Genomic DNA, 23675 nt, shown 5'->3' with positions numbered 1-23675 from the left:
TTAAGTCAAAGAGTATGTAGGCTAAATCTTCTAGTAGAGCTAATAAGTAGACTATTGATGTGTAGATATAAATCCAATAAAAGATACTATCAAAGTGGGTTAATTGAATGTCCTTTGATTTGGACAGTAGCCTAGAAAACTGCACCCTAAATACCAAGAGAAATACAACAACGAGGCTGAATAGCAGTTGAGTACCGAAAATAAGAAAGCTTTGTAACACGGCATTATCGTCAGGTGTTACTGCATTGATTAAGCTTGACTCAAAAATTACAAAGTTTAAAGCAGTTAAAGTAAAAATAATCCCAGCAATGTGGACCATATTTATATTCTTCTTGTATGAGCCATAAGCCATACAAATGCCTATTAATGATAGATAGATTGGAATAACAATTATATGGCTCCAAAATTGGCTTAACACAAAGCCCATTGTAACAAAGTCCAGTACCTTAGCTCTGCCACTATCATGGGCATCTTCACGAATCGCCTTGATTTGGCCGAGCAACACACCGAGGTCAAGCTTGCAGCATTGCAGCCACCGAAACAGCTTTTTTGAGGGAATATCACTTACCCCCAACTCATAATTGATGATGGTTTTTCTATCACAGCCAAGCTTTTTACACATGTCTTGCTGTGTAATACCCGCTTGAACACGCAATGCCCTTAAATCTTCGCCATCAATCATGCGTTAAACCCATTTTACAAAACAACAGAATCTGGGAAGCTAAGCCAACTTTTTGGTATTACTCGGTCGTTTGCTGCAAATCGAGGTGACCAGCCATCGTCATCAAGGCAAACATAAAGAGCTAACATGTTGTTGAGTTAGAAGTAAAAAGAGTTTTCATCTTTTAGTGTTTTATAGCGCATTAGCCTCACCAGAACGATTCGACTTGGCTTCACAAATCATCATGGTTAGCAAAGCACCACAGCATAGCGCCCATGAAATATAAATTAGCCCTTCAAAGTTGTCATATATTAAAGTCCAAGATTTCATATCAAATAAGACAAATGCTAGGTCTTCCAACAAGGCTAGAAAGTAAACCAATGACGTATATAAATAAACCCAATGGAAGATGCCGTCAAAGTGTATTAGCTCAATGCTTTTTGAGTTGGAAAATACTCGCGAGAGCTGCACTCTAAATATCAGTACCAGAACTGTAGTTAGGCTGAAAAAAAGTTGAACACCATAAATAAGGGAACTTTGGAGTATTTTGTTTTCTTCTGGTGTTACATCATTGATTATACCTAGTTCGAAAACTGCGTAAGCGGCTGTGTTTAAAACGAAAATAAATCCAGCTATATGCGCAATATTAAGGTTCTTTGCGTAAAAACCATAGAGTGAACAAATAGCCAATGATGACAAATATAAAGGAGTGACAATGTGTTCGTCCCAAAGTTGAATATAAAAAAATGCCAATGATGCTATGCTGAGTAAAATTAGGTCTGAAAGTTTCATTTTCTATCCTTGTTAGGTCTCCGTGGGAATGATATGTGTAAAGCTAGCTCCCTCCGATACAGCTCTAGGTCTTTTTTTAGCAGTTCCTCCAAATACAAGAGTGCATGTGCTAATATTTAACTCATAGGGCACAAAGTTAGCTTCAGTGGCAGCAGCTTTAGGTCTTTTGTGAGGGTTAACACCACCAGGCACAAATGTACATTGTTCAGTCGAAAGCTCATGCGGTTGTTTTTGTGATTTAGTTGGCTTAACTACATTGTCAGCTAAAACTTCCGTACTATTAGAAACCCTAGGGCGCTTTTTGGCTGAAAGTCCACCCGCTACCAAACCACAATCGCTTTTTGCTATTTCCTTGTGTTTCCCATTCACCTTGATAAATAAATTCATAGAGTTAAATACACGGTGTAGGCTTAACTTGTTCATTGTTCTTCATCCTGTAAGTTGGGTTTTTCTTTACTGTTGGTGATATCGCGGATCTGTTTAATTTCATTTAATAACGATCCAGCGTCTATCTTACAATATAAAAACCACAAAAAAAGCTGTTTTGAACGAATATCACTCACACCTAATTCGTAATTTATGATGGTTTTTCTATCACATTTGAGCTTTTTAGCCATCCCATCTTGGGATATGCCCGCATTGACCCGCATCGCTCTTAAATCATCACCATTTATCACGTGTCCCTGTCCTTTTTATTAATGGGGAGATTTTCCACAGTTAATGTACATGTTGTTAACAACGCTGTTTTGAGATTCAAACTGAAAGGAATTGTCAACGTTATCAATGATAGAAAAATTAATGAATTCAGCCTGAACAAACATGGTAGTAAAGATATTGGTAAACAGCCAAAAAGTCAACATTCTGTTTACAATGGTAGAGGCACAGATTCATCGCAGTCTGGACAAATATGTTTTTGTGCTAATGAGATGATTAAATCACTGTTAGTTCATGTACCTGCCAGAAACAAATACCATTAATAGCTTTATAGGATTTTGGAATGTACAGGAGATCACAGGGTATTCATCAAGCAAGTCTTCTTCTTGAATTTTCTTAGCGCTAGGTTTAGCCATATGTACTGATTGAATAATGCCAGCCTTACCAGGAAAAATGAACATATTAGAAACATTACTTTCTGGATAAATTGATTTAACTGCGTGTGCGTAGAAAATCTGCTTAACAAGATCAGGCCAGCCAGGAGCCGTTTCTACGCTTTTTGCTGAGTAATATTTAGCGTCAATAACAGTAAAATCACCAGTTTCAGGATCTCTAAGGACTATATCGGTTCTTTGTCCTTTCCTACTAGCCAATTTCAATTCACCATCTATTTTATATACTGGCTTAGCTAGCTTCTTGTTTACAGGAAATACGTTTTTAAGCGTTTTTAACAGCATATACTCCCACATACCCTCAAACCTTTTAACACCAATAGAAAAGTCACTTTTCTGTGACATACTTTCCAATTTAAGGTAACTAATTAACTGTTTGATTAGATAAATATCACGATCAGAGTATGCTCTTGTTAACTCATTATTTAGATGATAGATCTTCGCATCATTATCCATTGATGAAACAGGAATATTGATAAGTTGTTTAGTTATAGCTCCATCATCATTAATTAACCACCCTATTTTTTTATCTAATTTACGTAAGATTTCAGCATGAATCTTCGCAGTTTCACAGTTGGAATATACTCGCTTGATAGAACCAGCTAATTTTAAATAAACAGGACTGTCAGCAGACATATACGGTATAGATTGTTTAATAGTACGGTTCCAATCTACTTTACCTGAATTTACCTTCCTTTCAGATACCCGACGTGTAAAAAGACCATTGTTGAAGTAGTCTTCAAATAAGGCAAAAATAAAACCTAAGTATTCTTGTCCATATATGCCTTCATCAATTAATTCATCAGCATTTATAGCGTTGTCTTTGTCATCTAAATAACGCTTAAGTGCTTTCAAAAGTGTCGCACATACTTTCCTTGTACTTAATTCATCAACTTCTACAAAATCGCTATTCCGTGGAAGGAATACAGCAATTTGATCATCAAAATTAATTAAGCCACAAAACATTACTTTTTGCCCATTACCGTAAAGAAGCCCTAGCTTACTCAAATTATGAACTAACTTCTTGGGCATTGCTTTTACAATACTTTGCCTGTCTTCAAATAGGTGTAATTTATGCATTTTTAATTACATCTATTCCGGTTGCTTATTTGCGGCTGTTTCTTGGACTTCTTTAGTTTTGTCTAATGCCTCTAGTAACTGGGCCTCAAATGTATCTGAAAAGATAGGCTCACCCTCTCCAAATTGATGTGATAACTGACCGAAAGTACTAACTTTTGATGTATTAAAAATCACATCACGTTTTCCATGACGAAGCACATCATCCCAGAGATAAACTAATATTTTACCTTTTAATGTATTATTCGCCTCCTCAATGGTCGCAAGCTCATCATCAGACACAAAACGATGGCCTAAGAGGCGATCTTCTGGGACCTGCAAAGAAGACAGGGAATCATTCACAACTTCTGCAAATACTTTCCAAGGCACTTCTATCTGCGCACCATCAGCAAGTGTAAATTTAAAATTACCATTACCAACTTTAGTAAAATCTATAGGTAAGTATTCGAATAACCAACGCCTTTTAAAGGCAGTGTCCATAGGCATGACTGATTGATCACTACTATTCATAGTAGCTAGAATTGAGAAGTTTGCTGGTAAGTAAAGCTTATTAAACTTATCTGGTTCTTTTAGGTTTTCTTTAATATGAAGCAGCATATCGGGATCTGATACTTCTATTTTGTATCGACTTTCACCCTGCAAATTTCGATCTAGTAGCTGAAATATCTCACCAAAAACAGCTGCTGCAGGTGCTCGATTAAGCTCTTCAATTACAAGATAAACATGTTTACTAGTATCGTTTAGCGCTTCTATAAGCGCTTTGGTAAACGGTCCTGGCCTAAACTCATAAGAAATCTTTTTTTCACCATTCGCATCGACCATAACAGGCTTTAAAGCACCTACAAGATCACTATACTGCGTGTCAGGGTGAAACACAGTTACATAACGACAATGATTTTCTGTTATTTTATCTATACAATGACTTTTTCCAGTACCTGGAGCGCCATAATAAATTTTATTGCTACCTTTGTCAGCACTGGAGCCATACTGAAATATGGCTTTGTCTTCTATACTTGTGGTATTTCGAAGTACCTCGCCATCAGGGATGGTATTCTTTTTTTCTAAGAACTTTCTAAGGCTAGGCTTTTCGCTCAATAACTCAATAAGTAACTCTATTTTTCCTGAATTTTCTTGGATGAGAGAGCAAACTTTGATTACACTTGAAGCAATTATTTCATCATTTCTTCTTGCCAGTTTTCGTCCTTGTAACTCCCCTTTCTCTTCATTCTTAACTTCTAGCCAGCTTTGCCCCTCTAAGAAATCTTCAAAAGACGATATATCTTCTGCACTCAAGTTACTACTAAGAAAAATATACAGCTTATCTAAATCATCATCAGAAAACTTTGACCTCCAAATTAAGGAGGGCAGCGATTCAAATACCTTAAGATCAACGCCTGATTCGTTTTTGACTTTATCTAAAACAACTAAGTACTCAATTAGCCCTTCAATAAAACCAACACACTGTTGTAAACGAGCAAACCAACTAAAGGGAATGTATGCTGTCTGTTTGCTTTTATTTACAAGTTTAATAGAGTCAGATAGGAGACTCGTATGCAAGTTAGTAAAGTAGTCAATAAACTCTAAATAAATTTTTTCTTTATCCGTGCTTGATAAGCTAATTTCATTAAAAATATTAGCTTGCACTTTATCTATTGCTTCAAAACGTAAAGTAGAAAGATCTTTTAACATTGTTTCCCTTGCCTGATCATTTGTACAGTGCTATATTCACCAGGATTAAAACCGGACAAGTTTAATAGCATCACGAGTAATGTTTCAATGAATAACGATATAGCAAGTCAAATCAAAAGTATACGAGAAAGCTTAGGTTTAGGCCGTACTGAATTTGCGAATTTACTTGGTATGGCTTCTACTGGTGAGCGAACAGTGAGAGGGTGGGAAACTGGTGAACACAAGCCTACATCAAAAAAGCTACTTGATATTCTCAATCTAGAATCAGAATTAAAATCTCATCTAGATAACGCACCATTTAAACAGAAACCTTTATCTCAGTCTGAGTTTTCATTTATAGACCTATTCGCTGGGATTGGGGGTATAAGACTGCCTTTTCAAAAGCTCGGTGGGCATTGTGTGTTTACTTCTGAGTGGGATAAGTTTGCACAAAAAACATATCTCACCAATTTTGGTGAAATGCCTAATGGCGACATAACCCAGATAGCTGCATCTGATATTCCCGATCATGACATTTTGCTTGGTGGTTTTCCCTGCCAAGCTTTTTCTCAAGCAGGTCTAAAACAAGGCTTTAATGATACACGCGGGACAATGTTCTTCGAGATTCAAAGAATCCTTACTGAAAAAAAACCTAAAGCTTTTGTACTTGAGAATGTAAAGCAGCTCCAAGGGCATGATAAAGGCCGTACTTTAAAAACTATTTTAGATATTTTAAAAGGCAACTCTGACTTAGAGATACCGGACGACGTACCTTTAAGTGAAGAAACAAGACATGCACTTTCAGAGAAACTAAATTATTGGGTTGATTTTAAAGTACTTAGGGCTGGTGACTTTGGATCACCTCAAAATCGAGAGCGCGTATTCATAGTCGGGTTTGATAAAAGCCACTTTAAAGGCTGTAATTTCGATGAACTATTTAAATGGCCAACACCACCTAAAACACCGACTAAAGTAGGTGATATATTAGAAGACTTAAGCGAAATAGCTCCGAGTGATGATAAATTCACGATATCGGAAAAACTTTGGGCGGGCCATCAGCGCAGAAAAGAAGAGCATAAAACGAAAGGTAATGGCTTTGGTTACTCACTATTCAATGCTGAAAGCGAATATACAAACACAATAAGTGCTCGTTACTATAAAGATGGTTCTGAAATATTAATTGATCAATCAGAGCTCGGTAAACGCCCGAGAAAGCTAACACCAAGAGAGTGTGCTCGATTACAAGGCTTCCCTGAAGAATATATTGTAGATGCTGTTTCTCAAGGCCAGATTTACAAACAATTTGGTAATTCTGTTTGTATGAAAGTCGTTGATGCTTTAGCATTTCAAGTCACTAGCGCTCTGAACGGTGCCAGAGAGTACTGCAACATTAAGAAAGCATCTTAATTCACGACAATTTTGGTGGGGGAGCTTAAGTCTCTCTTCCAAAATGTATTCAAATAAAAAACTGAATTTCACTGCTCTTTTCAAATTAAACCTATTAAATAAAGTTATAGGCGCAAACATTAAGCCTAAATACAGTAAGTGCCCCAGCCGCACATGTGTTTTCGACTTTGTTGATGGCGTTTATCTTTAGCCGTATGTCTCATAAAGCAAAGGGGCAAGCTCACTATGATGATCATAATTGCGTTTAGTGTTTTTATACAAAACAACCTAATTTTCAAGAGTTTTGGCAGGTGAGTTAGCTCTGCGCACTAACTCCTGTGAGGTTGGGCTGAACTTTGTATAAACATGCATACAAGACAGGAACAACACCCAGAGTCAACACTGTTGAAAAAAACAGGCCTGCTATAATGGTAATAGCCAACGGCTCCCACATGGCGCCCCCTCCAAAATAGAGGGTGATGAGCCCAAAGATAGTCGTGATGGTAGTTAATATTATTGGTTTTGCTCTACTAAGCGCACTGTTAAAAATAGCTTCATAATGTTCAACACCTTTTTCCAATTCATTCTGAATGCTCTCAAGTAAGGCTGATATGCCCAAAACGTTTGCTGGCTCTGCGGTTTGGAAAAACATAGTCAGAGCCAAACGCACGTATTTGCAACTCTTTGAGCCATTCAATGACGATGGAGCTTAATGGTACGGTGATGCCTCGGCCTGTTTTGCTGCGCTCCTGTGGAATATGCCAAAGCGCTTCTTTAAAATCAAATTCAGTCCATTTAGCAGCGATTAGCTCACCCTTTCTAACACCTAAACAAAGTAGCAGCGAAAAGGCTAAATAGTTGTCGCGGGTAAATTGGTCAGAATTTTCCCGCAGGCATTGATACACTTTCTCTAGTTCTTCAAGTGATAGGGCGCGGCTACGGCTTCGCTCTACACCGCCCGCATCTGACACGTTAAATGCTTCAGCTGGGTTTGAGGTGCGTAAATCTAGCTTAATTGCGTGTCTGAATAGCTGCTTGCAGTACATGAGCGCGTCATTTGCAATGCTTGGGCGGTCACTTTGCGCAATGCGTTGTATCGCGCCGCGAATATCTCTAGGGTTTACTTTTTCGATTGCTAACCCACCAAAATAAGGGGCAAGATCTTTGGTATAAATACGTCTAGGGATATTTGGGTGCTTTAAGCGTTTTTCGCATTCTTGCAGCCAGTCTTCGGCAAGATCATTGACGGTTTTTAAGGTTTCGTTATCGAGGCGCATTTTCTCGGCTTGAGGGTCGATGTTTTCATTTTTCACATCAAGCACAATTTGCGCTGATTTTAAGCGTGCCTCAGCCAATGAAACATCGGGGTATTTGCCGAAGGTTATTTCTCTGCGCTTTTTATGAATTGTATATCTAACCACCCAAAAAGCGCTTCGCTCTTTACTGATTCGAATATAGAGGCTATTCCCAATTGAGTGATAGCCTACTTTACCCGTTTTGATTAAAGACTTAATTTGCTGAGCGTTGATTTTGTTTGCCATATCATACCTTTACAATAAAAGTGGTGGCAGATTTTTAAAGTTTGGGGCAAATTTTGAATTTTTTCAAAATCTGCCACCATTTCTGCCATCATTTTTTAATTACAAAGAGCAATTCGGGGCAACAGGTTGAAACACGTAAAACTCATAACAACCAGATTTTAAAGGCTATTTTAACGCTCAGAAACAGCCTGAAACATTACTCGATGTTTTGGATCTGCTCTCTCATTTGCTCGATCAATACCTTCAATTCAACCGCAGCGTTGGTGATTTCGGTGTTGATTGATTTTGAGGCGAGGGTGTTTGACTCGCGGTTGAACTCTTGCATCATAAAGTCTAAACGTCGGCCGCATGCGCCGCCTTTTTTCAAGATTTTATTGGTTTCTTTAACGTGTGACTTTAGGCGGTCTAGCTCTTCGGCGACGTCTTGCTTTTGAGCGAGGTAGATAAGCTCTTGTTCAAGGCGGTTTTCGTCGATTTCAGCTTTTAGCTCTTCTAACTTAGTGGTGAGCTTTTCGCGTTGCCATTTGTTCACCTCTGGCATGTGGCCTTCAACAATGGCAACTTGCTCTAAGATGGCGTCTAAACGGGTGGTGATCATGGTTTCTAGGTTTTCACCTTCGCTGGCGCGAGCGGCTTTAAAGTCTTCAACCAGTTCGTCAAAACCCGCAAGTAGTTCGCTGTTTACCGTGTCTAGGTCAACTTCTTGCGCTTCCATTACGCCGGGCCAACGTAGAATATCAACGGGGTTGATATCACCTTGACTTTGTTGTTGTACCCACTTGGCACTTTTGATCAGCTGCTCCGCAAGGGTTTCATTAATAGACAGCTCACCCACGTGGGCTGGGTTGGCGGTAAACTTCAAATACACTTCTACCTTGCCGCGCTGTAAGTGTTTGCGCAGGCGTTCACGTACTACCGGCTCCATGGCACGGAATTGTTCAGGTGCGCGGATAAAGGTTTCTAGGTAGCGCTGGTTAACCGAGCGAATTTCCCAAACCCCTGTGCCCCATTCACCCTTAACTTCTCGGCGTGCGTAGGCGGTCATACTATGGATCATGTAAAGTTCCTAATCTATTAACAAATTTTGCTGCGCCATTATAGCTTATAAAGCGCGCAAGGCGACAGAGGAAATAATTAGCAAATTTTATCGGTTATGGTCACAACAATTTATTAGCTTAACGCATAGCATCGTATCGGTTGAGCCTTTATAATAGATAAAATTCTGAATTTAGGGGAACGTGGATGCGTCCAAGCGAAAGAACAGCAAACCAAATTAGACCGGTAACATTTACCCGCAACTATACAATGCACGCCGAAGGCTCGGTGTTGGTAGAGTTCGGTAACACCAAAGTATTGTGTACTGCCACTGTTGAAGCGGGCGTGCCTCGTTTTATGAAAGGTCAAGGTAAAGGCTGGATCACCGCTGAATACGGTATGTTGCCACGTTCTACTCATACACGAAATAACCGTGAAGCGGCCAAAGGCAAGCAAGGCGGCCGTACGATGGAGATCCAACGTTTGATCGCCCGAGCACTACGTGCTGCGGTTGATTTAAAAGCGCTTGGCGAAAACACCATCACCATCGACTGTGATGTACTTCAGGCTGACGGTGGCACGCGTACAGCATCAATCAGCGGTGCATGTGTTGCATTGGTTGATGCATTAACGCATATGCGTGCTAAAGGGATGATCAACAACAATCCTCTTAAGTTTATGATTGCGGCAATTTCTGTGGGTGTGTACAACGGTGAAGCGATTTCTGATCTAGAATACCTTGAGGATTCAGAAGCCGAAACTGACATGAACGTCATCATGACCGAAACGGGTAAACTGATTGAAGTACAGGGCACCGCAGAGGGTGAACCGTTCTCGTTTGAAGAGCTAGATGAGCTACTTGGTTTGGCTAAGCACTCAATTCGAGAAATCATCGATTTACAGAAAAAAGCACTAGCATAACTCGTTTATTAAATAGGTAAGACATGAAAGCATATCAAAAAGAGTTTATTGAATTTGCCCTTGAAAAGCAGGTGCTTAAGTTTGGTGAGTTTACACTAAAATCAGGCCGTACCAGCCCTTACTTTTTTAACGCTGGTTTGTTTAACACAGGCCGTGATTTGGCGCGCTTAGGTCGTTTTTATGCCGCAGCGCTTGAAGATGCGGGTATTGAGTACGATGTACTATTTGGTCCTGCATACAAAGGTATTCCAATTGCGACGACCACAGCGGTTGCGTTGGCGGATCACTACAACAAAGATGTGCCTTATTGTTTTAACCGTAAAGAGAAAAAGCAGCACGGTGAAGGTGGCTCGTTGGTGGGGTCGGCACTTGAAGGCCGTATCATGTTGGTTGATGATGTGATCACCGCAGGCACTGCAATTCGTGAGTCAATGGAAATCATTGCACAGGCAGGCGCTGATTTATCAGGTGTGTTGATTGCACTAGATCGCCAAGAAAAAGGTAAAGCTGAGCTTTCTGCGATTCAAGAAGTAGAGCGCGACTTTAACACTCAAGTGGTGTCTATCGTAAAACTTGCCGATTTGATCACTTACCTTGAACAGCAAGGTGGTATGGCTGAGCACCTTGAGGCGGTAAAAGCTTACCGTGACCAATACGGTGTTGCGTAATCGCTCGGTAAAATAGGAAAAAATGCCAGTTTAATACTGGCATTTTTTTTATCTAAACTCATAAAAAGTTCAGTATAAGCGGTTATTATTGCCGATTGCGCATAGCTGTTTTGCTCGGCCAAAATTGGTTTATTGCGTGTAAATTTGGCATAGTAGACACCCTGCCAATGGCGGTATAAATATTAGAAAAGGCAAATTATTTTCATGGCAAGTCAGCAAACTAAGCAACAGCACATACATATTTTAGGGATCTGCGGCACGTTTATGGGCGGCATTGCGGCCATTGCACAGGCGTTAGGATTTAGAGTGACCGGCTCAGATCAAAATGTGTATCCGCCGATGAGTACGCAACTTGAATCGTTAGGCATTGAGTTGACGACAGGCTATGACCCTGAGCAGCTTAATCCTGCGCCAGATATGGTGGTGATTGGCAATGCGATGAGCCGTGGCAACCCGTGTGTTGAATATGTGCTTGAACAGCGCATTCCTTATACTTCTGGCCCCGAATGGCTCAAACACAATTTATTGCAAAACGCTTGGGTGCTTGCGGTGGCGGGCACCCATGGTAAAACCACCACCGCCAGCATGTTGGCTTGGTTGTTAGAATATGCAGGGCTTAGACCGGGGTTTTTAATTGGTGGCATAGTACAAAACTTTGGGGTGTCGGCACGCATCAGCGATACGCCATTTTTTGTGATTGAAGCGGATGAATACGACACGGCGTTTTTTGATAAGCGCAGTAAGTTTGTGCACTATTTGCCGCGCACCTTGATTATGAACAACCTTGAGTTTGATCATGCGGATATTTTCCCAGATCTGAATGCCATACAAACGCAATTCCACCACTTATTACGCACTTTACCATCGCAAGGTAAAGCCATTTATCCTGCGGACGATACGCCGTTAAACGAGGTGGTCGCTCGTGGTTTTTGGAGCCAACAAGAAACCCTAAACGGTGATTGGACGTACAAGCTCCTACAAAATGATGGTTCGCAATTTGAGGTATACCTTGAGGGTGAATTAGCAGGGGTGGTGAATTGGTCGGCCATTGGCGAGCACAACGTTAAAAACGCCATGATGGCGATTGCGGCCGCACGCCATGTGGGTATTCCTGTATCCGTAAGCACTGACGCACTGAGTGAGTTTAAATCGCCTAAACGCCGTATGGAGCTATTAGGTGAGGTAGGCGGTGTACGTGTTTATGATGATTTTGCGCATCATCCCACAGCCATTAAAACCACGTTGGCGGGGTTAAAAGCCAGTGTGGGCGATGAGCCTGTAATCGCAATTTTAGAGCCGCGTTCAAACACCATGAAAATGGGGGTGCATCAAAGCACCTTACTGGATTCGCTAACGCAGGCCGATGAAGCCTACCTGTTTGAACCGCAAGGGTTAGGCTGGTCACTTCGTGAGCAGGCACAAAAAGCGGCTCGCCAGTGTAGCGATAATATTGACGATATCATTGCTCAGGTATGTGAACGTGCGCAGTCAGGTCAGCATATTTTGATCATGAGTAACGGTGGCTTTGACGGCTTGCATCAAAAGTTACTCAATGCGCTTGAGCAAAAATTTAACTAAGTAGGTACTAATGTGAGCGAGTTTAAACCAGCCATTACTTTGGCATTTAGCGGTGCATCGGGTGCACCCTACGGGCTACGTTTGTTGGAAGTACTCGTAGCGATGAATTATCAGGTGTTTGTACTTATCTCCAGTGCCGCACGGGTGGTGTTAGACACGGAGTCGGGTATCAAACTTTCGGGTAACGAGCAAAAAGCGACTGAGCAGTTAACTGAGCTGTACAAAGCACAGCCCGAGCAAATCAAAGTATTTGGAAAAGATAACTGGTTTAGCCCCGTAGCTTCTGGGTCGGCTGCGCCGAAAAAAATGGTGGTGTGCCCGTGTAGTGCAGGGTCGGTTTCAGCCATTGCCATGGGCGCGTCAGACAACTTGTTAGAGCGCGCCGCCGATGTGGTGATAAAAGAGCGCGGGCAACTGATCTTGGTTCCCAGAGAAACCCCATTTAGCTCGATTCACCTTGAAAATATGCTCAAGCTCAGCCAGCTTGGCGTCACCATTATGCCTGCGGCACCTGGGTTTTATCATCAACCCGAGTCGATTCAGGATTTAGTCGATTTTATGGTGGCTCGTATTTTAGATCATTTACATATCGAACATACCCTAACCAAGCGTTGGGGTTATGGAGAACAACATTAATATGACGATAGCACTGAATATCAAAGGCTTGAAAAAAGTCTATAAAAACGGCGTTGAGGCCGTAAAAGGCATTGACTTGCAAGTAGAGCAGGGCGACTTTTTTGCGCTGCTTGGCCCCAATGGCGCGGGTAAATCAACCACCATCGGGGTTATTGCGTCATTGGTGAATAAAACCGAGGGGCAGGTTGAAGTGTTTGGCCACAGCATAGATACCGCTTTGGAAGACGCCAAGTCGGAGCTTGGTCTTGTGCCACAAGAGTTTAACTTCGGTCAATTTGAAACGCTTAATCAGATCTTGGTCAATCAGGCGGGTTACTATGGTGTGCCACGCGCTTTGGCCCATGAGCGTGCTGAAAAGTACCTCAAACAGCTTGGTTTATTTGATAAAAAAGACAAACAGGCACGTACCCTATCGGGCGGTATGAAGCGTCGTTTGATGATTGCCAGAGCGCTGATGCACGAGCCAAAGTTGCTTATTTTAGATGAACCAACCGCTGGGGTAGACATTGAACTGCGCCGTTCAATGTGGGACTTTTTACGCCAGATAAACAAGCAAGGCGTCACCATTATTTTGACTACGCACTACCTTGAAGAAGCCGAGTTGTTGTGTAAAAACATCGCCATTATTGATAAAGGCACGATTGTTGAAAACACCACCATCAAAGCTTTGCTGGCCAAATTAGACAAAGAAACCTTTGTACTGGATTTAAAAGCGCCTATTCAACCAGTTTCCCTTACAGGTTATCAATTCGCTATGGTGGACGACCACACGCTTGAGGTAGAAGTGGCTAAATCTCAAGGGCTTAATGAGGTATTTACGCAACTGAGTGCGCAAGGCAATACGGTATTGAGTATGCGTAACAAGGCCAATCGTTTGGAAGAGTTGTTTGTTGGATTATTAGAACAGGGGCGCACAGCATGAATATCACCCGCTACGGTGTTGCACTAAAAAGTATCTGGATCAAAGAGTGTATCCGTTTTTTGCGCATTTGGGTGCAAACCCTAGTGCCGCCAGCCATCACCATGACCTTGTATTTTGTGATTTTTGGCAGTTTGATAGGCTCCAGAATTGGCGAAATGGGTGGCTTTAGTTACATGGAGTTTATTGTGCCGGGTCTTATTATGATGTCGGTTATTACCAACTCCTATTCCAACGTGGCTTCAAGTTTTTATTCCACTAAATTTCAAAAGAGTATTGAAGAGTTATTGGTTGCGCCTGTGCCTAACTACATCATTGTGTTGGGATATATCGGCGGTGGTATGGCCCGTGGCATGTTAGTGGGCTTGATTGTTACCTTGGTATCGCTATTTTTCGTTGATATTCAAATTCATAGCCTTGGGGTGATTATTGCGACGGTGATTTTAACCTCCGCAGTGTTTGCTTTGGGTGGCTTGATCAACGCCGTGTACGCCAACAGTTTTGATGACATCAGTATTATTCCCACATTTGTGTTAACACCGCTGACCTATCTTGGTGGGGTGTTCTATTCAATCACCTTGTTGCCAGAGTTTTGGCAGGGCGTTTCTCAGGTTAATCCCATTATTTATATGGTTAATGCCTTCAGATATGGCTTTTTAGGGGTATCTGATGTGAACATTTACACGTCATTTGCGGTATTATTCGCGTTTATTTCTGGATTATTTATTCTGGCGCTGAGTTTGATCCGCCGGGGAGTAGGGTTACGTCACTGATGAGTGAAGCAAATTCAAGAAGCATTGTTTCAAACCAGCCTAGCTTGCACGACAAGCTGGACGAAATAGTCACTAAGCATTTAAAGGCTGAATTTAAAAAGCCTGTAGCACAACATACGCAACGCGCCTTTGACGAAGTTAATGCGTGCGTTCAGGCATTTAATGGTCCGATTATCTTAGATTCCTGTTGTGGTGTGGGAGAAAGTACCGCCAATCTTGCAAAACTACATCCAAACGCTTTAGTGATAGGTATTGATAAGTCGTCACATCGCCTTGAAAAACACGATGTAGAGTATAAGCAAACGGATGCGGGGCAATATGTGCTGGTACAGGCGGATCTCAACGATTTTTGGCGTTTAGCGGTGGCTGCCAATTGGCAACCAACACACCATTATTTGTTGTATCCAAACCCTTGGCCAAAGGCTAAACATATCCAACGTCGTTGGCATGGAGCGGCAGTGTTCCCATTTATTGTTAAGCTTGGCGGTTTGCTTGAGGTGCGCAGTAACTGGGATATTTACGTAAAGGAGTTTGCCCGCGCGCTGCAATTAGCGGGACACCCAACGCCGGTAGAGCCATATCACAGTGATATGGCTATTACACCGTTTGAGCGTAAGTATTGGGCCAGCGGCCAATCAAGCACGCGCTTGGTTGTTAAGCTGCCGTAATTTATTACAAACATGTGGGGCCGCTCTTGCAATGTAGGGGCCCTCAACCAAATCAACGCCAGCTTCGCTCAGCCGAGCATATTGCTGTTCAGACTCAACCCCCGCAACCAACAATAGAATGTGCTTATCGCCACAGAGCTTGGCTATGTTTTGTATAAATTCAAACACCTGCTCATCCTCGGCGATGTAAGTGGTGAGCGCCTCGTCAAGCAATAACATGTCGATATTGAGTTTCATCACGCGACTGACCGTGAGTAAACCGCTACTGACTGCATTGATAGACACTTTTACGCCCTTGCTTTTGAGTACATTGATACACACCGCCATGGCATTAAAGTTATCTAGTACATCTTTTTCATCAAGCTCAAAGGTAATGAGCTGCGGTTGTGGGTAGCGACGCAATTCCTGATCGATAAAATCAAGCAACTGTGGATCGGTGGCGTCTTGAAAGCTGAGTTTGATGCTCCAAGCCGAGGTGGTTTTTCTAAAGTGGGTAATACACTGGGTAAAAATGCTGCGCGTGAGTTTACTTTGCAGACGAGACTGACGCACCACTTCACTAAAACTCTCGGTTTTTAGTATGGCGCCTTGCTCGGTGATGATCCGAGCGCTACAGCCATGTTGCAAGATCGCCGACTTGAGTGCCATAAAAGCCAATGATGTCTTCTAGCTCATCAACCGTCACAATTGCCAATGCTAGATGCTGGTCTTGTTTTTTACTGAGATCGCGTTCGAGTGCGACACGATTCGCAAACCCCGTGCGCGGGTCGGTACTCATCGACTTGCGATATAACTGCAAATATAAAGCCGCAACCAGCACAGCAATAAAGAAGAAAAAACTCGCGGTGAGGGTGGCTTTAGTCACACTTTCTTGCAGCAGTGCATCGACTTTACCAATCGTTATATCCGCACCAGTAATATACGGCGTACCGTCTGGTGCAATATACGGGATAAAGATACTCTTAAAATGCCCCCATTGATCTTTAGATACCTCAAACACAGGTTCAGTGGAGCGAAAGGCGGCCTTATTGATGGCGGTGGCTTCTTCGTAGCGATCCAGAAACTGAGTGACTCTGTTGTGCCTGAGGTCGCTCTTGGTATAGCTAGATGCAGTAAAGTAAACATCGGGAGCACGATAGATCATGGTGTATACATATTCCACGCCTACCGCTTGAGCAAGCGCGGTCAACTGAGCACTTTGTTGCTGGTACTCATGTGGGGAGACTGAACCGAGTTGGGTGTGGTAGTCGTCACCCATAATCAGCTGTGCACTTTTGGCTGCGTGCAACAACTGTTTATCAATGTTATCCATAATGGCTTGGCGGGTAGATTGGTATGTGTAAGCCACGTAGCCAATTAAACTGGAGATAAATAGCAAAAACCCAACCAAAGACCACGTCATCGCAGAAGTCTTCCTGTACATAATGATCCTTATCTGTATGTTCCAAAGAAGTAAACTTTGCCTTTATGTAGCCTCAGAGTTTACCAACAGAATATTTGGATACAAGTCTAGACTGCTTTTAAATATATGAATAGTGTGAAGTTTTGTAACAGTGATTAGACGTAAAAACACGGCTGTTATGGTGGTCTAAAATTCAAAGAACTGTCGTTATGACAACATCAAAATGTCATATCAAACAGGGTCAAGTTAAGACTTTTCGCTATACAATAGGAGACATTGTGGCTAACTTACAGTAAAGTTAGCCATTTCGTAATAACAAGCTGGTGGGACACTTTGCCGTGGCCCATAAAAACATTGGGTAATGTAATGGGTCCAAAGCGTTGTGCTGTCGCTTCTGAAGAAAGTTTGATGCGTATTTTTACGGTGCCAGAAGCGCCTGACTCCACTCTAAGTAAGATAGAGTTAGAGATCTCAAATAATCTTGCGGGTTTCTTAAATGAGAATATCGCCGCGATTGAAAAGCCTTTGCATGAAATTGAAAAGGACTTTCAATCGGCTGTGATCCCTGAAGAGCCCATGTTTGTGTCGGATTACGCACAAGACATCATGGAGCAGCTTGTTGCGCATTCTGTGCATACCGCAGCCCCGAGCTTTATTGGTCACATGACCTCAGCATTGCCACACTTTGTGTTGCCACTGTCAAAATTGATGGTGGGTTTAAACCAGAACCTAGTAAAAATAGAAACCTCCAAAGCGTTCACGCCGCTAGAGCGACAAGTATTGGGCATGATGCACCATTTGGCTTATGGCGCGTCAGACAAGTTTTATGACAAGTGGATGCACAGCGCGAGCACCTCTTTGGGCGCGTTTTGCTCAGGGGGCACCATTGCCAACATTACCGCGTTGTGGATTGCTCGAAACCGTCTGTTAAAAGCCGATGGGCAGTTTAAAGGCATTGCCGCGCAAGGTGTCGTGGCAGCGATGCTACATTACGGTTACAAAGGATTGGCGGTGCTGGTTTCTGAACGTGGTCACTACTCTTTAGGTAAAGCTGCTGATGTGTTGGGGCTAGGTCGAGACAATTTCATTGCCATTGAAACGGATGCCAACAACAAGGTTGATGTGAATAAAATGCGTGAACAGGCTTTAGCACTAGAAGCGCAGGGCATTAAAGTGATGGCGTTGGTGGGAGTGGCTGGCACCACTGAAACCGGCAATATCGATCCCCTCAATGAGATGGCTGATTTGAGTGAAGAGCTTGGCTGTCACTTTCATGTTGATGCCGCTTGGGGTGGCGCTACTTTATTATCTAGTAACAACAGAAAGTTATTGGATGGCATTGAGCGCGCTGATTCAATCACCATTGATGCGCACAAACAAATGTACGTACCGATGGGCGCGGGCTTAGTGTTGTTTAAAGACCCTGCTGCCTCTGATGCGATTGAACACCACGCCGAATACATTCTTCGTAAAGGCTCGAAAGACTTAGGCAGTCACACATTAGAAGGCAGTCGCCCTGGTATGGCGATGTTGGTACATGCTTGCCTACGTGTAATTGGCCGCAAAGGCTATGAAATGTTGATTGATAAAGGTATTGAAAAAGCGAAGTATTTTGCCCAGTTAATCAAACAAGACCCTGACTTTGAGCTGATCTCAGAGCCAGAGTTATGCTTGTTGACCTACCGTTATGTACCGACGCAAATTCGTGATGCCATTGCCAAAGCGGACGAACAAGAGCGCATTGATATCTACGCGGCGCTCAATCGTTTTACTGCCAGCATGCAAAAGCGTCAGCGTGAAGCGGGGATCTCGTTTGTATCGCGTACACGTTTAACACCAGAGCAATATGACCATCAACCGACCGTGGTATTTCGTGTGGTACTTGCTAATCCTTTGACATCACATAGTATTTTACAAAATATTTTAGAAGAGCAAAAACAGTTGGCCAAAACAGACCCGGTATTTAAAAAATACTTGGCAAAATATATGCAGTAAGCTATTCGTATCGTAGTTCACCTTTAAAATAATTGTGTATAAATACTTACCCATTTGTTTGCTGTTTAGGTATTATGATCATAAGTGAGCAAGGCTCATAGACATCAAATGACTTAAATATAAATGGCTTACTATGTTTATTGATCTCAGTGAAGTAACTCAACGTTTAAGGCGCATGAGTTCTGAAGAGTTAGATGTATCGGGTAGTTATCAAAGTTTTTTACTGGATTTGATCCGAGAAGGCAAAGAAACCTTAGTGGTTGATCAAGTTTCAGTATGGCTTTTTGATGATATTTCTGACCCCAAAAAGCTGATCAATGTAGCCAATACCCAGTGGGATAATGACCTTAACGCAGATGATTATCCCATTCTGCTGTGTGAGCAATACCAAAATTATTTCAAGGCCATTACTACAGGCATTTCGATAGACGCTCATGATGCCGCCACAGACCCACGCACAGCTGAATTTAAAAACAATTACCTGCTTCCTAACCATATCACTACCATGCTTGATACCACCATATTTAAAAACGGTATTCCTCATGGGGTTGTGTGTTTTGAAGGCCGTGGGCCTTTGAGGCAGTGGCAAAGTGCAGAGATAGCTTATGCTGAGATGGTGGCTGATTGTTGTAGCCGTCGGCTTTTGGTTAATGAACTGTGGACCTTGCAACAACAATTGACCAAATTGGCTTTTCAAGATGCGCTGACCGGCCTAAAAAACCGTCGCTACCTGATGGATAGTGCACACCGAGAGATCCGCCGCCATATTCGTGCATCAGAGCCGCTGAGCGTGGTGATGCTAGACATTGACCACTTTAAGCGTATTAACGATAGCTACGGCCATGAAATTGGTGATGTGGTCTTAAAAGAGTTTGCCCAGTGCTGCCTGCAAGCCTTGCGAGCTGAAGACAGTCTTTGTCGCTTAGGCGGTGAAGAGTTTATCGTGTTACTTCCTAATACACCGTTGGCTGGCGCACAAGAAGTCGCCGAAAGGCTGCGCTTGAGTGTTGAAAGGAATATCATTGAAACGGCGCATCATTATATTCAAGTCACCGTTAGCTGTGGGGTCGCCAAGGTGGTGCTAGAAAAACCTTTTAGCTATTCGCTTAAGCAGGTTGATCACGCGGTGTATGACGCCAAAGCACAAGGGCGCAATCGGGTAGTGGTAAGTCAGTAACCTCAGGCTGTGTTCGTTGTACATATTTGTGTAACGAACACCACGCTGATATTTATCTTTTTTATAGCTTTTGTGTACTTTGCTGATAACCATGCAGTGCTTTCAAAGCGTGGTATAAACCTGCAACCATAGTGAAATCGTGATCTTCGCTGTCAAATGAGTTCAGGTGTAGACTTAGATCAGTGGAGCGATTTCTTAAGATTGTTTGTGATAAGTCGTCGTATACTTGGCGCATTTCACCGCCTTCGCTGCCGATGTTCATATACAAAAAGGTGCCTACATCATCGTCAGAAAGTACATATTTCTTTGCTGCTTGCGCTGTTTCTCTCGCAGCCCACCAAACTGCGGGGCTAAACGCCATATGCGCCTGAAAAAGAGTAGGGCGCGTGTGGAAAGTATGCATCACAAATAAACCCGCGATAGAGTGACCTGCAATCACGTTATGATTTGACGTACGGTACTGTGCATTAATCGTTGTCATTAACTCTTTTTGTATGAAATCTAATAGTTTATCAGCGCCACCACCTGCGCCAACCGGGCCTCTAGGGTCTTTATTAACGGTCGGTGCAAAGTCTCTTAATCGATCCGCGCTGCTAATTCCCACAATAATGTGTTCATTCGCGCCTTTAGAGGCATGTAACCTATCTAAAACTCCATAAACCAATTCACCATTTAACTCACCATCCAACACGTACATTACCGGGTAGCGTTTGGTTTTATCGGCTTTATATGAGGCGGGTAGTGCAATCGTTATTTTTGGTGTCTCGGTCACTAAGCGAGATTGAGGTAGTTCAAGGTTTAGAAAGTTCGAGGCACTCACATTGGCTGAGATAAAAGCCAATATGACAAAAAATAGTTTATTCAAAATTACACATCCTTTTTATGTTGCTGTATCAGCAGTTTATTTTTACTTGTATCACTTAAAGCAACACTCAGCAATTATTTTGGGCTGCAAAACTCAAAGAATAGTGGCCGCTTCATACTAGGTTTACTAAGATTCCACGATGCTATAGTGCGAAGATTTATTCAGAAGGAATGACACGGATATGTATGTAAAGTTGTTAGCAGCTGCAGCTTCAACTTCAACTATTTTATTACTTGGTTGCTCTAGTATTGCTATGCACTCTAAAGAATCCTCAATTGGCTATACACAGCGAGGAAAAGCCTCTTTTTATGCGATGAAATACCAATTTCGTAAAACCGCAAGTGGCGAACGTTTCAATCAATTAGCAAAAACTGCGGCGCACAGAACCCTACCTTTTGGCTCTAAAGTAAGAGTGACGAATGTGAGCAATGGCAAAAGCACGGTTGTTAAAGTAAATGATAGGGGCCCATTTATTGAAGGGCGGATTATCGACTTATCTAGATCGGCATTTTCTGATATTGCGGATACCAGTGTTGGGGTGATTGAAGTTGAAATAGAGGTGATCAGGTGAATCGAAGATATTGGTCAGTTCAGGCAAGATTAATTTCAGTCAATTAGATTGGACATTGTTGCTTTTTCTAGTAGGAAAAGATTATGAAATTATTTGCAGTAGTAACACTATCAATTTTAAGTTTGTTTAATCACGCTTCTGCAAGTGCTGAAAGTGACGCATCGGTGCTTTATGCCAGTAACGAAACGTCGGCAGAACATGATGAACAAAAAGCGTTAGCAGAGGCGCAAAGAGAAGCGCGCAAAGACAAAGCCGAGCATGAAAGAGAACGCAGAAAAGACTTAGGCGAGGCGCAAAGATAAAGCCGAGCATGAAAGAGAGCGCAGAAAAGAGTTAGACTAGGCGCAAAGAGAAGCGCGCAAAGATAAAGCGGAACACGAACGAGACGTCAGAAAAGATAAGAAAGCGCTCGCTAAGGAGCGCAGAAAAGCTGAAAAAGAGGCTCGAAAAAAAGAAAGAGAGCTTAGAAAAGAAAAACAAAAGCAGTTAAAAGACGAGCGTAAAAAGAAAAAAGAGAAAGAAGAAAAAATAGACGCTTAGTAAAAAACTCCCAGTAGGTTATGGAATAAAAAGCGCGAGTATAAGTGTTACACTCGCGCTTTTTTAGGATCATTCATAACTGCCCTGTTGTCGGTGCTAGTAGTTACATGCTAGATCTCAGCTCAGATAGAGATTTAAGCGCTTCATCCTCATTAACTGGCAATATTCCGATTGAACCAGAAATTGTTATGTAATTTCCTCCACCTCCAAAACTACCAAAATCAATATCGAAACGATAGAAATACTGCTTACCAGGCTCTACCTCTACTGTAAATTCAAGATCTTCCCCCATCCAGTTTGATAAAAAATGAGCTTTTCCAATTTTGATAGTATGGGTACCTGGAGGAAGGTAAGTGTGAATATAACCACCATTTTTTAAAGTAAACCTATCCTCACCATTAATAAATACAGTAGGCCATGTTCCACCTTGAAAAAACTTTGATGGGCGATATAGATAAAACGAAGCTTGATCATTTTTTTGAGCCAGCTCACCGTTAAACTTTGAGCCTGTTGCCACGCAGCCACTTACTAAAATAACGGTAAACAAACATAATAATATACGCATTTTCATAGTATTCTCATCGCAGCTTTCCAGAGTGTGTTTTTGAATTACGCAAAAATTAACTCTACTACAGCTACATTCATTAAGTGTTAATTGGGTAGGGATGCTAGCACTAGGATGTCAATGTGTCGATAATAGGTTTAGAAATGCTTAAAAAGTGATGGGACTGAGCATTATAAATGATCGCTTTCGGCTTTCCGTTAAAATGGAGCACAACGATTACAGCCAAATTTGGCACGTGCAGCGTAATTAAAACTAAATCTAGAAGTTTGATTTTAAGCTTTAGCAGTAAAAGTCTTGAATACCGAAGGAGCCTGATATGAGAGAATACTTGTAACTATATCTAAAAGTAGTGGCGAATGTAGTCCGCTAGAAATAATTTAAAGTTCATTAGTAAGTTGAATTAACCCTAGGTAAATAATGCTAGTTCTTAAAGTTTATCAGCCTAATTTGATGAGGCGAGTGAAGTTTTGCATGGCTATTATTATGGTTTGTGCTTTGTCATTTTCTTTATTTTTTCTGGAACCAAAAGGAGGAAAGGTTGAAGCCAAGGTTATGATTGCAAGGAGTTTGTCTATTGTATTGTTTGAGGGGGGTTTTTGATTTATTTAGGCTCGCCAAAGGCAGGTTAGAGGTGGGTGAAAAAGCCATAAAATATGGCGCGAGTGACCAACCTGATTTTATCGTCTGGGAGCAAATAGCGACGGCAACTTATTATACGAATTTAAGAATTTTAGAGGTGCGAGAGAAGGGAGCCAATGTATTTGAAATTAAGACAATAAAGCTTTATGAGTATCAAGTTAATGGTGAAGCGTTTTTGAAGGTGCTGCGCTTCAACTCTGACACTTTTAAATTCCAATTAAATATAGATAATTGTGAGTGAAATATAAACGAGGTAGGTTAAGTTATTGTATTTATTTTTTGGTTATTTTTTAGTAAGTTCAGCAATCTTTTTTTCTAGTTTGGGTGCTTTGTCATTAACAGAAATGGCGCTTGCATACCTAATTTTGTTCGTTATGGAGCTGATCCCTTTTGTCGGTTTTTTTCTAGGTAGAATAATACGTAAGGGCCAGACCTTTGACTTAAAGAAGTTGGTTGCTTTTGGCGTGGTGTTGGGGCTTGTTGAAAACGTTA

The 23675-nt window shown here is 41.9% G+C and carries 27 protein-coding genes; 14 read left to right on the top strand and 13 right to left on the bottom strand.

Annotation, left to right across the window (positions count from 1 at the left end; translation table 11 throughout):
• The 6 genes from L1070_RS19860 to L1070_RS19835 form a co-directional block, all read right to left on the bottom strand.
• Positions 1–682 (bottom strand): helix-turn-helix transcriptional regulator (locus L1070_RS19860; protein WP_237126864.1); only part of this gene is annotated, 682 nt, incomplete at its 3' end.
• Between the two features lie 171 nt (positions 683–853).
• Positions 854–1453, bottom strand: coding sequence for a hypothetical protein (locus L1070_RS19855; protein ID WP_237126863.1), 600 nt, complete (start codon positions 1451–1453; stop codon positions 854–856).
• Positions 1454–1465: 12 nt separating this feature from the next.
• Positions 1466–1876, bottom strand: coding sequence for a hypothetical protein (locus L1070_RS19850; protein ID WP_237126862.1), 411 nt, complete (start codon positions 1874–1876; stop codon positions 1466–1468).
• Positions 1873–2130 (bottom strand): helix-turn-helix domain-containing protein, encoded by a 258-nt coding sequence (locus L1070_RS19845; protein WP_237126861.1) that lies wholly within the window; start codon positions 2128–2130, stop codon positions 1873–1875. The genes L1070_RS19850 and L1070_RS19845 overlap by 4 nt, the downstream gene beginning before the upstream one ends.
• A 264-nt stretch (positions 2131–2394) precedes the next feature.
• Entirely contained in the window at positions 2395–3639 is a 1245-nt protein-coding gene (locus L1070_RS19840; protein ID WP_237126860.1) for an LlaJI family restriction endonuclease, read from the bottom strand.
• A gap of 12 nt (positions 3640–3651) precedes the next feature.
• Positions 3652–5325 (bottom strand): AAA family ATPase, encoded by a 1674-nt coding sequence (locus L1070_RS19835; RefSeq protein WP_237126859.1) that lies wholly within the window; start codon positions 5323–5325, stop codon positions 3652–3654.
• An 87-nt stretch (positions 5326–5412) separates the two neighbouring features.
• On the opposite strand from L1070_RS19835, the gene dcm reads away from it, so the two are divergent.
• A complete protein-coding gene (gene dcm / locus L1070_RS19830; RefSeq protein ID WP_237126858.1) occupies positions 5413–6711 on the top strand; it encodes a DNA (cytosine-5-)-methyltransferase in 1299 nt (432 codons plus the stop codon).
• A 295-nt stretch (positions 6712–7006) separates the two neighbouring features.
• On the opposite strand, the gene L1070_RS19825 is transcribed toward dcm, so the two are convergent.
• The 3 genes from L1070_RS19825 to L1070_RS19815 all read right to left on the bottom strand — a co-directional run bounded on the left by L1070_RS19825 (position 7007) and on the right by L1070_RS19815 (position 9288).
• A complete protein-coding gene (locus L1070_RS19825; RefSeq protein ID WP_237126857.1) occupies positions 7007–7342 on the bottom strand; it encodes an efflux RND transporter permease subunit in 336 nt (111 codons plus the stop codon).
• The gene (locus L1070_RS19820) at positions 7287–8231 is read right to left on the bottom strand and encodes an integrase arm-type DNA-binding domain-containing protein (RefSeq protein WP_237126856.1); all 945 of its coding nucleotides are present in this window, start codon (positions 8229–8231) and stop codon (positions 7287–7289) included. Before L1070_RS19820 ends, L1070_RS19825 begins: the two co-directional genes overlap by 56 nt.
• A 196-nt stretch (positions 8232–8427) precedes the next feature.
• Positions 8428–9288 (bottom strand): YicC/YloC family endoribonuclease, encoded by an 861-nt coding sequence (locus tag L1070_RS19815; RefSeq protein WP_070983338.1) that lies wholly within the window; start codon positions 9286–9288, stop codon positions 8428–8430.
• 185 nt (positions 9289–9473) lie between these two features.
• On the opposite strand from L1070_RS19815, the gene rph reads away from it, so the two are divergent.
• From rph to L1070_RS19780, 7 genes are all read left to right on the top strand, one after another.
• The gene (gene rph / locus L1070_RS19810; RefSeq protein ID WP_070983339.1) at positions 9474–10187 is read left to right on the top strand and encodes a ribonuclease PH; all 714 of its coding nucleotides are present in this window, start codon (positions 9474–9476) and stop codon (positions 10185–10187) included.
• A 23-nt stretch (positions 10188–10210) separates the two neighbouring features.
• Positions 10211–10855 carry an orotate phosphoribosyltransferase gene (gene pyrE, locus L1070_RS19805; protein WP_237126855.1) on the top strand — a complete coding sequence of 215 codons (645 nt, stop codon included), beginning with the start codon at positions 10211–10213 and terminating at the stop codon, positions 10853–10855.
• A 204-nt stretch (positions 10856–11059) separates the two neighbouring features.
• Positions 11060–12433, top strand: coding sequence for a UDP-N-acetylmuramate:L-alanyl-gamma-D-glutamyl-meso-diaminopimelate ligase (gene mpl, locus L1070_RS19800; RefSeq protein ID WP_237126854.1), 1374 nt, complete (start codon positions 11060–11062; stop codon positions 12431–12433).
• 12 nt (positions 12434–12445) lie between these two features.
• On the top strand, positions 12446–13069 hold the full coding sequence (locus tag L1070_RS19795; protein WP_237126853.1) for a UbiX family flavin prenyltransferase: 624 nt from the start codon (positions 12446–12448) through the stop codon (positions 13067–13069).
• Between the two features lies 1 nt (position 13070).
• The gene (locus L1070_RS19790) at positions 13071–13991 is read left to right on the top strand and encodes an ABC transporter ATP-binding protein (protein ID WP_237126867.1); all 921 of its coding nucleotides are present in this window, start codon (positions 13071–13073) and stop codon (positions 13989–13991) included.
• Between the two features lie 2 nt (positions 13992–13993).
• Entirely contained in the window at positions 13994–14761 is a 768-nt protein-coding gene (locus tag L1070_RS19785; protein ID WP_237126866.1) for an ABC transporter permease, read from the top strand.
• On the top strand, positions 14761–15429 hold the full coding sequence (locus L1070_RS19780) for an SAM-dependent methyltransferase (protein ID WP_237126852.1): 669 nt from the start codon (positions 14761–14763) through the stop codon (positions 15427–15429). Before L1070_RS19785 ends, L1070_RS19780 begins: the two co-directional genes overlap by 1 nt.
• Here L1070_RS19780 and L1070_RS19775 read toward each other — a convergent pair.
• Positions 15397–16077 carry an EAL domain-containing protein gene (locus tag L1070_RS19775; protein WP_237126851.1) on the bottom strand — a complete coding sequence of 227 codons (681 nt, stop codon included), beginning with the start codon at positions 16075–16077 and terminating at the stop codon, positions 15397–15399. The two genes, L1070_RS19780 and L1070_RS19775, sit on opposite strands and share 33 nt — an antisense overlap.
• Positions 16040–16852: a GGDEF domain-containing protein gene (locus L1070_RS19770; RefSeq protein WP_237126850.1), complete on the bottom strand. Its 813-nt coding sequence runs from the start codon at positions 16850–16852 to the stop codon at positions 16040–16042. Before L1070_RS19770 ends, L1070_RS19775 begins: the two co-directional genes overlap by 38 nt.
• Positions 16853–17197: 345 nt before the next feature.
• On the opposite strand from L1070_RS19770, the gene panP reads away from it, so the two are divergent.
• Positions 17198–18826 carry a pyridoxal-dependent aspartate 1-decarboxylase PanP gene (gene panP, locus L1070_RS19765; RefSeq protein WP_237126849.1) on the top strand — a complete coding sequence of 543 codons (1629 nt, stop codon included), beginning with the start codon at positions 17198–17200 and terminating at the stop codon, positions 18824–18826.
• Positions 18827–18959: 133 nt separating this feature from the next.
• On the top strand, positions 18960–20003 hold the full coding sequence (locus L1070_RS19760) for a sensor domain-containing diguanylate cyclase (protein ID WP_237126848.1): 1044 nt from the start codon (positions 18960–18962) through the stop codon (positions 20001–20003).
• A 61-nt stretch (positions 20004–20064) separates the two neighbouring features.
• Here L1070_RS19760 and L1070_RS19755 read toward each other — a convergent pair whose 3' ends face one another.
• Positions 20065–20868 (bottom strand): alpha/beta hydrolase-fold protein, encoded by an 804-nt coding sequence (locus tag L1070_RS19755; RefSeq protein ID WP_237126847.1) that lies wholly within the window; start codon positions 20866–20868, stop codon positions 20065–20067.
• Positions 20869–21121: 253 nt separating this feature from the next.
• Between L1070_RS19755 and L1070_RS19750 the strand changes: the two genes are divergently transcribed.
• Positions 21122–21439 (top strand): septal ring lytic transglycosylase RlpA family protein, encoded by a 318-nt coding sequence (locus L1070_RS19750; RefSeq protein ID WP_237126865.1) that lies wholly within the window; start codon positions 21122–21124, stop codon positions 21437–21439.
• An 83-nt stretch (positions 21440–21522) separates the two neighbouring features.
• Positions 21523–21741 (top strand): hypothetical protein, encoded by a 219-nt coding sequence (locus L1070_RS19745; protein WP_237126846.1) that lies wholly within the window; start codon positions 21523–21525, stop codon positions 21739–21741.
• A 341-nt stretch (positions 21742–22082) separates the two neighbouring features.
• Here the strand turns inward: L1070_RS19745 and L1070_RS19740 are convergent, their stop codons facing one another.
• Entirely contained in the window at positions 22083–22550 is a 468-nt protein-coding gene (locus tag L1070_RS19740; protein WP_237126845.1) for a DUF2846 domain-containing protein, read from the bottom strand.
• 625 nt (positions 22551–23175) lie between these two features.
• Here L1070_RS19740 and L1070_RS19735 point away from each other — a divergent pair.
• The gene (locus L1070_RS19735) at positions 23176–23424 is read left to right on the top strand and encodes a hypothetical protein (protein WP_237126844.1); all 249 of its coding nucleotides are present in this window, start codon (positions 23176–23178) and stop codon (positions 23422–23424) included.
• A gap of 25 nt (positions 23425–23449) precedes the next feature.
• Positions 23450–23675, top strand: a 226-nt coding sequence (locus L1070_RS19730) for a hypothetical protein (RefSeq protein WP_237126843.1), incomplete at its 3' end; no start/stop codon positions are given.

This window comes from Pseudoalteromonas sp. MMG022, assembly GCF_021654245.1.
Taxonomy (GTDB): domain Bacteria; phylum Pseudomonadota; class Gammaproteobacteria; order Enterobacterales; family Alteromonadaceae; genus Pseudoalteromonas; species Pseudoalteromonas amylolytica.
Note: the sequence above shows the minus strand (reverse complement) of the source record. Positions and strands in the feature narration are given on the sequence as shown.